Here is an 11,654-nt window from a genome sequence, read left to right as displayed (position 1 = left end):
TTTATTATGATAATTACAAATCCCAATCCTATAACCAGAATGATCGACTACCAATTACAGGCCAAACATTGGCTGATGCTGGTCCTGTTAGGCCTGACCATGCTGCTTGCCAGTATCAACCCGATGGAATTTTCAGCCTATGTGCTACATCAGGTTGGAACGATCCTCATGCTAATTGTGCTGCTATTGCTCTTCAAAAAAGTCGGTTTAAGCTTTTCGAGTTTTGTTTTCTATCTTATCTTTCTGTTGATTCATATTTTAGGCGCGCATTATCTCTATTCTTATGTGCCCTATAACGACTGGCTGCTGCAATACTTCGGCTTTGATTTAAATCAGTGGCTGGGCTGGGAACGCAATATGTATGATCGCTTTGTGCATTTTGCCTATGGCGTGCTGCTCTACCCGCTGTTTTTCCGCTTACATCGGCTCTGCTTTCCAAAAGCCAAAGACTGGGTGATTTTTCTGCTGGTCGTGCAATGGGTCATGAGCAGCAGTTTGATTTACGAATGGCTGGAATGGTTACTCGCGGTAACCCTCTCCCCGGAAGCGGCTGAAAATTATAACGGTCAGCAAGGTGATGTCTGGGATGCGCATAAAGATATGCTCCTGGCTACGCTCGGCGCGATTCTGGCAGGAAGCTGGAACTTATACAAAGACAGAAAAAAAGCACTCGATTGAGTGCTTTTTCATGTTTCATAAGCAAAATTGGATTAGAGCTTAGGATCGCGCATTTGCACCAGGTTGGCACTGGCTTTGCTTAAAGTATCCATGACTTTATTCATGACCGCAGGTACCAGAGAATCTGCCACCTGTGCGGCTTGTAGGCCGAGTTTTTCACCCAAGGTTGGCTTGCGACGGGTTTCAATGACATAAACATCATGCTGTGGCAATAACCCTAACAGGTATTCATCTGAGGTTTGCAGTTTATCGACCAGGTTCAGATCGGAAGCATCCTGACCATACCAGTGTTCACCTGTAGCGACTTTTTCAACATTGAGCTGCGGACGGTACTTTTCAACAAAGTGCTTGAACAGGCTGTGAGTTTGTTGCAACTCTTCTTCAAACTTGGCCTTGCCTTCTTCGGTATTTTCACCAAACATGGTCACGGTGCGTTTGTATTGACCAGCCGTATACAGTTCAAAATCTATATTGTGCTGTTTCAGCAGGCGGTTAAAGTTTGGCACCTGTGCCACTACGCCAATTGAACCCACAATAGCAAACGGTGCAGAGATAATTTCATTGGCGATACAAGCCATCATATAGCCACCGCTAGCAGCGACTTTATCAACACAGATGGTCAAATGAAAACCGGCATCACGCAGACGTACCAGTTGTGCAGCGGCTAAACCATAACCATGCACCATCCCGCCCGGACTTTCCAGACGCACCACCACGCGGTCACGTCCAGCTTTGGCGGTGGCCAGAATTAAGGTAATTTCTTCACGCAGATTCTCTACCGCAGAGGCGGCCATATCCCCTTTAAAATCGAGTACGTAAATTTTCTGGTTATTCTTTTTACGCAGGCGTGCTTCTTTGGACAATTGCTGGCTAAATTGCAACAGCTCCAGTTTGGAGGCCGTAGTCTGCGCTATTTTTTTTCGTTGTTCGTTAATACGCGCATTTAAATGACGGATACGAATTTCGGCAGGTAGTTTTGGGGAATGAAATAACATATAAAAATCTGTTCTCAATTTTATTTTGGCTAAGCTTTAGATGAGGGCGGATATTGAGAATTCAATATTAGCGCATTTATTTGCTTAATTTAATCCACTTCCGTGTTAACCGTAGTGTCATTTTTGCAACAACTAAAAAATACAGCCCTGTTGAACAGGACGGGATTTTTAAAAGCTGGGAAAGCTCAACATTAAAACCACCAACTGGATAGCAGATGGAATGATCTGCTCCGGATTCAGCCCTTCAAACTGAAATCTATTTTGAGCTTTGTTTTAAGCGTGTTGATAGATGGATAATCCACCAGATCCGCTATGACCCTCCCCCTACCCCTCAACCAGAGCCATAAAAAAACCGCAAATATTGATTTGCGGTTTTTTGATATACAGCGGTTGGCAATTAACCAAAACGACCTGTAATGTACGCTTCCGTTAATTGATGGTCTGGTTGAGTAAAGACTTTTTCAGTCGAGTTCACTTCAATCAGATCACCCAGGTGGAAGTATGCGGTACGGTCTGATACACGCGCTGCCTGTTGCATCGAGTGCGTAACAATCGCAATAGTGTACTGGGTAGACAGCTCAGAAATCAGTTCTTCAACTTTTGCAGTTGCAATCGGGTCCAGTGCTGAACATGGTTCATCCATCAGAATGACTTCTGGTGAAACCGCAATGGTACGCGCGATACATAAACGTTGCTGCTGACCACCTGATAGACCGGTACCTGGCTGGCTTAAACGGTCTTTAACTTCATCCCACAGACCAGCTTTACGCAGGCTGTTTTCAACAATTTCTTCAAGATCGTATTTGTCACGCGCCAAACCGTGCAGTTTCGGGCCGTAAGCCACGTTTTCAAAAATTGATTTCGGGAACGGGTTTGGCTTCTGGAACACCATACCGACTTGGGCACGTAGCAACACCACGTCCAGGTTCGGATCATAGATGTCCTGATTATCCAGCATGACTTTACCGGTAACGCGGCATGAATCAATGGTGTCATTCATACGGTTTAAGGTACGAAGGAAAGTCGATTTACCACAACCTGATGGACCAATGAAGGCAATGACTTCATTTTCATAAATGTTCAGGTCAATGCCTTTAATTGCTTCAGATTCACCATAGTACACATGAACATCGGAGGTGCTGAGTTTGACATTGTTCGATTTGGCTTCTTTTTTGCTCGCCGCCTGGGTATCAAACTGAGACACAAACGAAGTTGCAGGCTGTTTGTGTTCTTCGCCTTCGGTTGACGTAAATTGTGTTTGCTCTGGATTCACTGCTTTATCCTGTTCTAAGGAATTCGGTTTGTCTGTGCTTAATACAGTAGTCATATTTTTCCCTCAATTACCAACGTACTTCAAATTTCTTACGTAACCAGATCGCCAGACTGTTCAGGCCGATCATGAGTGCAAGAAGTACGATAATGGCGGCAGCGGTACGTCCTTCAAAGAAGTTACGCAATTCATTGCCCTGCCATAGGAAAATTTGTACCGGTAATGCGGTAGATTGATCAAATGGAGATGCCGGTACGCTCGCAACGAAGGCACTCATACCAATTAATAGAAGTGGTGCGGTTTCACCCAATGCTTGTGCAACACCAATAATCGCACCGGTTAAAATCCCTGGTAATGCCAGTGGCAATACATGATGGAATACGGTTTGTAGACGTGATGCACCCAAGCCCAATGCAGCCTGACGAATAGATGGCGGCACCGCTTTTAGTGAAGCACGTGTGGTAATAATTACGGTTGGTAAAGTCATTAAACTTAGAACTAGACCACCCACCAGTGGCGCAGATAACGGTAAATGCATCCAGCCAATGAAGATGGCAGCACCCAACAGACCAAATACAATCGATGGAACTGCGGCCAGGTTGTTAATGTTCACTTCAATAATATCAGTAATGACATTTTTTGGTGCAAATTCTTCCAGATAAATTGCAGATGCCACACCAATTGGAATCGAGATAAAGATCACGATCAGCATCATGAACACTGAACCCATGAAGGCACCAGCCAAACCAGAAGTTGCAGGCGAACTACGCGAGTCCGGGCTGACAAAGATGTTGGTATTGAAAGTATTTTCTATAATACCTTGGGCTTTCAGATCATCTGCCAGCTGACGGATTTCCGGGCTTAGCTGCTGCTGTTCTGCCGGCAGGTCACGGTCAATATTGCCCGCAAGCCATACATCTACATTGGCATCGGCCAGAATTTTCACTTCTTTGGTTTGACCAATCAGCGATGGATCTGCCAGTACCATATCACGTAAGCGATAGGCTTCAGAACTGGTGTACATGTAGCCTAAATCATCACGCTTGGCTTCAAGCGCCGCATCTTTAGCGACGATACCGTTAACGATAAGTGCATCCCAATCAACCATCCCCATTTCAGTCTGCCAGGCAATCATACGGTCATTAAATTGTGCCGGAGATTCACCTGCCTGCTGTTTTGGCTGGGCGCCCACATTAATAATGCTTGGGTCAAAGTAGACTGGCACTGCCATACTGCTTTGCCAGAATGCCGGTAAACCTTTGGCCAGAATACTGCCGAACAGTAACACGACAAAGAATAAACCTGCCAGTACCGAGGCCAGACCAAACATGCGGAAAGTGCTTTCTTTACGATGGCGTTTTGCTAACGAGCTTTCAATTTTCTGTTTACGTTGTGCGCGTAATTCAGCGGCCGCCCGTGGATCAAGCGGTTGTTGATCCATTGAAGTAGTATTTGAAGTACTCATTAGTCGTATTGCTCACGATATTTACGCACGATGTAAAGTGCCACAATGTTCAAACACAAGGTAATAACAAACAGGGTTAAACCTAATGCGAACGCCACCAATGCCTGCGGACTTGCGAAGTCGGTATCACCGGTTAACTGGTTAACAATCGTCATGGTCACGGTTGCAACCGCTTCTAGCGGGTTGGCATGTAACAACGGACTGTTACCTGCGGCCAGGACCACAATCATGGTTTCACCAATTGCACGAGATGCAGCCAGCAAGAAGGCACCGATAATCCCTGGCAAGGCAGCCGGCATCACCACTTTACGAATGGTTTCCGACTTAGTCGCACCCAGACCCAACGAACCATCACGTAGAGCACGTGGTACCTGGGTAATGATGTCATCAGATAAAGACGATACAAATGGAATGATCATAATGCCCATTACCAGACCGGCAGTTAAAGCACTGGTAGCATTGATATCAATACCCAGCAGTGCACCGGCACTTTTCAGGAATGGACCAATAATCATTAAGGCAAATACACCATATACAATGGTCGGAATACCGGCCAACACTTCAATGGTTGGTTTTGCCCAAGAACGGAATTTCGGAGATGCATACTCTGCCAGGTAAATGGCAATCATCAGACCAATAGGTACTGCAACCAGCAATGCAATCGCACTGACCAGCAAGGTTCCCCATAACAGCGGTAACAGACCATATTCACCATCGGCACTACCGGTGGTACTAAAACCTGGGTTCCACTGGGTACCAAAGAAGAAGTCCATTGGGCTGACGAAGCTAAAGAAGCGCATGGCTTCCCCGAACATCGACATCACGATACCAACGGTGGTCAGAATGGCCACACCAGAACAGAGGGCTAAAGAAATGTTAATGATCTTTTCAACCTGGTTACGGGCACGGTACTGTTGAGAGACACGTTTTTTCGCCCATAGCAAACCAATTAACGCTGCACAAATCACAACGGCCAGTTTGATATAAGAACCAATGGTTTCAAATTTTGCTAATTGTTCAGCAGCTGCCAGTTCATAGGCGGCTGGTGTATCAGTGACACCAAAGCCAGAAGCCAGTGCTTGCACACGGTCTACCAGAACGCTGGTGCTGGCTGCATTCAGGTTGGCAGCAACATCTGCCGGTACATGACTCAGTACTACCTGTTCCAAAATGGTTGGTTCAACCAGATTCCAAACAATCAAAATTAAAAAAGCAGGGATCGCACACCACAACGCCACCAACGCACCATAATAACCAGGGCGTGAGTGCAACATTACAGAATTATTTCCCTTACCTGCTAGGTTACGGCTTTTGCTTAACCCGATTTGATAGGCTATGGCAATAATTGCCAGTAACACACCTATAAGTAGCAGATTCATGTATTCTCCACCGTTTTTTCAATTTTCATTATTTGAAAAAACATTTCTCTTCGCAAAAAGCTGATGGCAGGAAACCCTGCCATCAGCTGTTTTAACCACAATTATTTAACAGCTTTACCTGCTTTGAAGTTCGCCAGGATTTGCGCACGCTCTTTGTCAGATAAAGAGATCAGACCTGCTTTGTCTAACTTAGAACCTTTACCAGATACTTTCTTGCTTAAGAAGAATTCTGTGTACTGTTGTAAGCCTTTGATTGATTTCAGGTGCTCACCTTTCACGTAGAAGAACAATGGACGTGAAACAGGGTAAGAACCGTTCAGAATTGTTTGCTCAGATGGCGCAACGTTGTTTACAGTTGCAACACGTAGCTTGTCACGGTTTTGGTCATAGAAACCTAGACCGAATACACCTACTGCACTTGGAGAAGTTCTTAAACGTGCCAGTGTTTCAGTGTAGTCACCAGCGATTTCAATCACACGGCCATCTTTACGGAAAGTTGTACATGCTTTTTTCTTCGCATCTTTGTCTAATGCTTTGATTGCTGCGTAAGCTTCACAACCTGCATCAACCATTTTCTCCTGGAACACTTCACGTGTACCGTGGTTAGATGCTGGAATTACCAGAGTAATTGGCTCGTTTGGAAGTGATTTGTCAATCTGGTTCCAACGTGTATATGGGTTAGCAACCATTTTACCTTTCGATGGAAGCTCAGCAGCCAAAGCAGCAAATACATGGTAAGGTTTTAATTTATAAGCAGCTTTGTTTGAGTTTGACGCGAATACGATACCGTCATAACCAATTTTAACTTCTAAGATCTGGTTCACGCCTGCTTTTTTACATGCAGCGATTTCTGAATCTTTAATTTGACGAGATGAGTTTGCGATATCAATTGTGTTATCGCCCACACCGTTACAGAATTGTTTCAAACCACCTGAAGAACCGCCAGAACCAACAACAGGCGCTTTGAATTGTGGGAATGTGTTACCGAACTCTTCTGCTACAATACTTGCGTATGGCAATACTGTAGAAGAACCAGCGATTTGGATGGTGTCACGAGCTGCGTTCGCAGTTGTTGCTACAGCTGCCCCAGATAGTGCTAATGCAAGTGCGATATTGGTAAAGCGCATTCTGTTCTCTCTCAATTTATGCAAATTCGGAGTACGCCACTTTTTATTAAGTTTTGTACTTATTTCGTTATGTGCATTGTGAGTTTAAAATATGACAATAAAGTTACACCTTTATGACACTTTAATGATGTTTTATTTTGCAGCTTGTTTTTATAGTTTCTAGAAGCCTGCTTTATACCAAAATATTAACTTAAGATAATGATTTTAATAACATTTAACTACCTTATTAAAATTTCGAAAGATGTCTAAAAAAATATGAAAGCGCTGTAAAAATATGACAAAATGCCAATCCAGCACCGGTTCACTTTCTTACAATTGTCATAATTCTCTCTGGTTGATGACAATCACCCGATATTCTATAAAAAGCGAAATTGATTGTTTTTCTTAAACTTAATATATTCATCTGTTGCCTGAAACACACGCTCTCAGCCAATTGATCACTTCACTGTACTCAGCCACTTTATTCACTTCTATCCCCTTCTTTTGGCCCGTTTGGCTTGTTAACAGATACATGACATTCATCTTCATTTTTTTCAATTCAATGACCCGAGATAAAAAAAAGAGGCCTTGTAGGCCTCTCTTTCTTTGCAGCATGTGATTAAGCAATTGGTGGTGTGTAAGTACCATCTGCAATTGAAGCTTTAATACGCTCTGCTTCTGCCAGCACAAGTGCCAGCAGGTTTTTCACGTTGTCTAATGTTGCAACCGGGCTTAACGTGGTCATTTTCAATGACTGAACCTGACCCACTTTGGTTACACCAATATTCGCTTCACCACGCGCAAACAGTTCATCTGCGACGTTCTGGTTCAAGGCATCGACAAATTCAGCCGGATAGCCTTCAGGCACCACACGGAACAATACCGATGCAAATTGCGGCTCTACCAGCAGCTCAAGACCATCTGTTGCTTTAATATAAGCAGCAACATCACGGGTTAAATCCACACCATGATCGATCATTGAACCATAAAGCTCTTCGCCCAAGGCTTCAACTGTCATCCACAATTTCAAGGCATCAAAACGACGCGTGGTTTGCAGTGACTTCGATACCAGGTTTGGTACGCCATGTTCTTCATCATATGCAGAGTTCAGATACTCAGCTTCATAATGCATGAAACGGTAGTTGGCTTCGTCTTTTAACAAGAACGCACCACATGAAATGGTCTGGAAATAATGCTTGTGGAAATCAAGCGTCACAGAATCCGACAATTCGATGCCATCGAGCATAGAACGATAGTCATTCGACAGAATCAGTGCACCACCCCACGCCGCGTCAATGTGCATCCACGCGCCATATTTGTTGGTGATTTCACGAATTTCTTTTAATGGATCAATCGCGCCCGCATCGGTTGTACCTGCAGTTGCCACCACACATGCCACAATTTTGCCTTCAGACTGAAGGTGTGCCATGGTTTTCTCAAGTGCAACCACATCCATCTGTGCATTGTCATTCACAGGAACGGTCACCACAGACTGGAAGCCCATGCCCATCATCGCCATGTTCTTTTGCACAGAGAAGTGTGCGTTTTCAGAACAGATAACTTTGACATTACGCATTGCATCCGCCGGTACACCATCACGCTGCACTGACCACGGCTTGCCGTTTTCATCTTTCCAGTTTTTCGCGATGCAGGCATCACGCGCCAGCAGTACACCCATCAGGTTAGACTGCGTACCACCTGAAGTGAATACACCGGCCTGACCTGAACCGTAACCGACTTTTTGGCGTAACCAGTCGATTAACTGCACTTCCATTAATGAACCGGCCGGGCTTTGATCCCATGAGTCCATGGACTGGTTAGTGGCGTTAATTAACACTTCTGCGATCTGGCTGGCCACCATGGTTGGACAGTGCAAATGCGCCAGTGAATGCGGATGGTGAACTTTCAAGCTCTTGTTCAGGAACAGCTCGACCATGCGCTCTAAAGATTTCTGTACACCCAGACCTTCTTTCGATGGATTGAATGAAATGGCACTGCGTAGCTCTTTAATGCTACCACCGGTGTACATTTTATCGTTTTGCAACCATGCTGCGACAGCTTTTGTCGCTTGGTCCATTGCTGACTCATAGTCAGCAATAGATTGAGCATCATTGCAGAGTAAGGCTTTACGATGTTCTGCAAAATCTACCATGTATTATGCGCCTCGTACTGCTTTCAGTGCTTCAGCCACAGCTTTCTTGAAGCGGGCAATCACTTCTACACACTCTTCCTGATTAATGATCAGCGGGCAAAGTAAACGGATTACCGTACCGCCACGACCACCTTTTTCTAACAACAGTTTGTTGTCAAAACATGCAGCCTGAATTGCAGCAGCCAGTTGTGAATCTGCAGGATAAGCACCTAAACGGTCTTTTTCCTGACGCTCATCTACAATTTCAACACCAATCATTAAACCGCGGCCACGTACGTTACCGATACATGGGAATTCAACTGCCAGTTTTTTCAGTTCAGCTTGCAGGAAGTCGCCACGCTCTTGCGCATTTTGCGCCAGGTTTTGTTCTTTAATGGTGTTGATTGTCGCCAGACCAGTACCCATTGCCAGCTGGTTACCACGGAAAGTACCGGTATGGCCTGCTGGTTGCCAAGCATCAAACTTACGTTTAATCCCTAACACCGCCAGTGGCAAGCTACCACCAACCGCTTTCGACATAACCACTACGTCTGGCTCAATACCAGCATGTTCATAAGCAAACATTTTGCCTGAACGCGCAAAGCCTGCTTGAACTTCGTCAAGAATCAACACGATGTTGTGTTTTTCAGTCACTTCACGGATTTTTTTCAGCCATTTGGTAGGCGCAGTAACCACACCGCCTTCACCCTGAATTGCTTCAAGAATTACAGCAGCCGGTTTAGTAACACCGCTTTCCACATCTTCAATGAAGTTTTCGAAATAGTAAGTTAGTGCATCCACACCTGCTTCACCGCCAAGACCCAACGGGCAACGGTATTCATGTGGATACGGCATAAATTGTACGCCCGGCATTAAACCGTTTACGGCATTCTTGGCAGACAGGTTACCTGTCATTGCCAGCGAACCGTGAGTCATACCGTGGTAGCCACCTGAGAAGCTGATTACAGAGCTACGGCCGGTAAATGTTTTTGCAAGCTTGATTGCTGCTTCTGTTGCATCTGCACCAGATGGACCACAGAACTGCAAGCAATACTCTTCTTTACCACCTGGCAGGTAAGCAAGAAGCGCTTCAGTAAATGCATCTTTTAAAGGTGTAGTTAAATCTAAAGTATGTAAAGGAAGACCACTCGCGATGGTGTCTTGAATACTTTGAATCACCGCAGGATGATTATGGCCCAAAGCCAATGTACCTGCCCCAGCTAAACAATCTAGGTACGTCGTACCCTCAACATCGGTAACCCAGCAACCTTGTGCCTTCGCTATCGCTAACGGTAATTTACGAGGATAACTACGCACATTCGATTCCATCTGACTTTGGCGAGTCAAGTAGTATTCGTTTGTGGAATTGGTGGCAGGGTTTACAGAAGTAACGCTCATATCGAATTACCATCTCTGATATGGGTTGAAGAAATAAGTCGGGTGACTTGTGGTCCTTTGACTCGGTGCTTTATAAAAATCTAGTTAGATGATCTAGATAATATTCAATAACTAGGAGCGCGATGATACCTAATTTTTCAGGAAAATAAACCGCTTTTGGCATTTTATCGAGCTAATTTTATCGAAAAGTTCTATCGGTCTAACCATTAGATTGAATTATCATCTTACAATGTGACAGCAGAAAGAAAACCGCATTCTTGATATTTTTTTTAACCCTATGTAAGTTGCCTGCAGAATTAAACCCACTATTAAATATAACATATTGTTTTAAAATAAATAATCAAACCATTCCGAGTCAGTAGATTTTATTATTTTTTTACAATCCCACCACAAACTCTGCAAAAATTAGCCATATTGCTTGGCTAATATGCTTTGATAGATAAATACCTATAAAAACAGGACAAAATCATGCGTTTTATTACTCTCTCCAGTTGCCTATTGGCTGCTGCAGTTTCAGGTAGTGCCTTGGCGCAGACCACCGAAAAACTGAACTACAATCTGATCAATGTTCAGGCAGAAGCCAGCCGTCAGGTATCCAATGACCAGATGAACGCAGTGCTGTATATCGAGCGCAGTCATAAACAGCCTTCTGAACTGGCCAATCAGATCACCCAAATTATGAATCAGGCGATGGCCACAGCGCGAAAATATCCAACGGTTAAAGTAGAAAGTGGTTCACAGTCGACTTATCCGGTTTATGACAATGACAGTCAGAAACTGAAAGAATGGCGCGGTCGTGCCGAAATTCATCTGGAAAGTACCGACTTTAAAGCCGCCAGCCAGCTCATTGGCGAGCTGCAGCAGCGCCTGCAAACTCAATCAGTACATTTTAGTGTGTCAGATAGCCAGCGTAAGAAAGTCGAAAATGAGCTACTAGTTGAAGCTTCGAAAAACTTCCAGCAACGCGCACAGTTATTGACCCAGGCCTGGAATAAATCAGGCTATCAACTGGTCAATCTGAACATGAATACCAATAACTATACCCCGCGCCCGATTGCAATGCGCGCCAATACCGCCAAGTTTGCAGTGGCTGAAGCAGCACCTGCACCGGATATGGCTGCCGGTGAATCGAAGATGACGGTGAATGCCAACGGGACGATTCAGTTTAAGTAAATTGCTCGTTACCTCTATTTCCAAAATAAAAAATCCCGCTCGGAAGCGGGATTTTTGTA

Annotated in this window: 9 protein-coding genes; 2 read left to right on the top strand and 7 right to left on the bottom strand. The window is 44.6% G+C overall.

What is annotated here, in order from left to right; genetic code table 11:
- Positions 1-39: 39 nt before the first annotated feature.
- Positions 40-678, top strand: a complete 639-nt coding sequence (locus tag ACPEPR_RS02910) for a DUF2238 domain-containing protein (RefSeq protein WP_411688411.1) — start codon at positions 40-42, stop codon at positions 676-678.
- 32 nt (positions 679-710) lie between these two features.
- On the opposite strand, the gene sohB is transcribed toward ACPEPR_RS02910, so the two are convergent.
- The 7 genes from sohB to ACPEPR_RS02875 all read right to left on the bottom strand — a co-directional run bounded on the left by sohB (position 711) and on the right by ACPEPR_RS02875 (position 10,422).
- Positions 711-1,673 carry a protease SohB gene (gene sohB, locus ACPEPR_RS02905; RefSeq protein WP_075174762.1) on the bottom strand — a complete coding sequence of 321 codons (963 nt, stop codon included), beginning with the start codon at positions 1,671-1,673 and terminating at the stop codon, positions 711-713.
- Positions 1,674-2,070: 397 nt separating this feature from the next.
- Positions 2,071-3,000, bottom strand: a complete 930-nt coding sequence (pstB, locus tag ACPEPR_RS02900; protein ID WP_005176754.1) for a phosphate ABC transporter ATP-binding protein PstB — start codon at positions 2,998-3,000, stop codon at positions 2,071-2,073.
- Positions 3,001-3,013: 13 nt separating this feature from the next.
- The gene (gene pstA / locus ACPEPR_RS02895; protein ID WP_423561899.1) at positions 3,014-4,408 is read right to left on the bottom strand and encodes a phosphate ABC transporter permease PstA; all 1,395 of its coding nucleotides are present in this window, start codon (positions 4,406-4,408) and stop codon (positions 3,014-3,016) included.
- Complete coding sequence (gene pstC / locus ACPEPR_RS02890; protein ID WP_423561898.1) at positions 4,408-5,787, bottom strand: phosphate ABC transporter permease subunit PstC; 1,380 nt, start codon at positions 5,785-5,787, stop codon at positions 4,408-4,410. The genes pstA and pstC overlap by 1 nt, the downstream gene beginning before the upstream one ends.
- 101 nt (positions 5,788-5,888) lie before the next feature.
- Positions 5,889-6,914, bottom strand: a complete 1,026-nt coding sequence (locus ACPEPR_RS02885; protein WP_005176746.1) for a substrate-binding domain-containing protein — start codon at positions 6,912-6,914, stop codon at positions 5,889-5,891.
- A gap of 598 nt (positions 6,915-7,512) precedes the next feature.
- The gene (locus tag ACPEPR_RS02880) at positions 7,513-9,045 is read right to left on the bottom strand and encodes a pyridoxal phosphate-dependent decarboxylase family protein (protein ID WP_005176744.1); all 1,533 of its coding nucleotides are present in this window, start codon (positions 9,043-9,045) and stop codon (positions 7,513-7,515) included.
- 3 nt (positions 9,046-9,048) lie between these two features.
- The gene (locus tag ACPEPR_RS02875; protein ID WP_005176742.1) at positions 9,049-10,422 is read right to left on the bottom strand and encodes a diaminobutyrate--2-oxoglutarate transaminase; all 1,374 of its coding nucleotides are present in this window, start codon (positions 10,420-10,422) and stop codon (positions 9,049-9,051) included.
- Between the two features lie 468 nt (positions 10,423-10,890).
- On the opposite strand from ACPEPR_RS02875, the gene ACPEPR_RS02870 reads away from it, so the two are divergent.
- A complete protein-coding gene (locus ACPEPR_RS02870; RefSeq protein WP_104469874.1) occupies positions 10,891-11,595 on the top strand; it encodes an SIMPL domain-containing protein in 705 nt (234 codons plus the stop codon).
- Positions 11,596-11,654 lie beyond the last annotated feature (59 nt).

This window comes from Acinetobacter sp. AND/436 (assembly GCF_049546925.1).
Taxonomy (GTDB): domain Bacteria; phylum Pseudomonadota; class Gammaproteobacteria; order Pseudomonadales; family Moraxellaceae; genus Acinetobacter; species Acinetobacter indicus.
The sequence above is the reverse complement of the archived record's forward strand: the minus strand, read 5'-3'. Positions and strand labels throughout refer to the sequence as shown.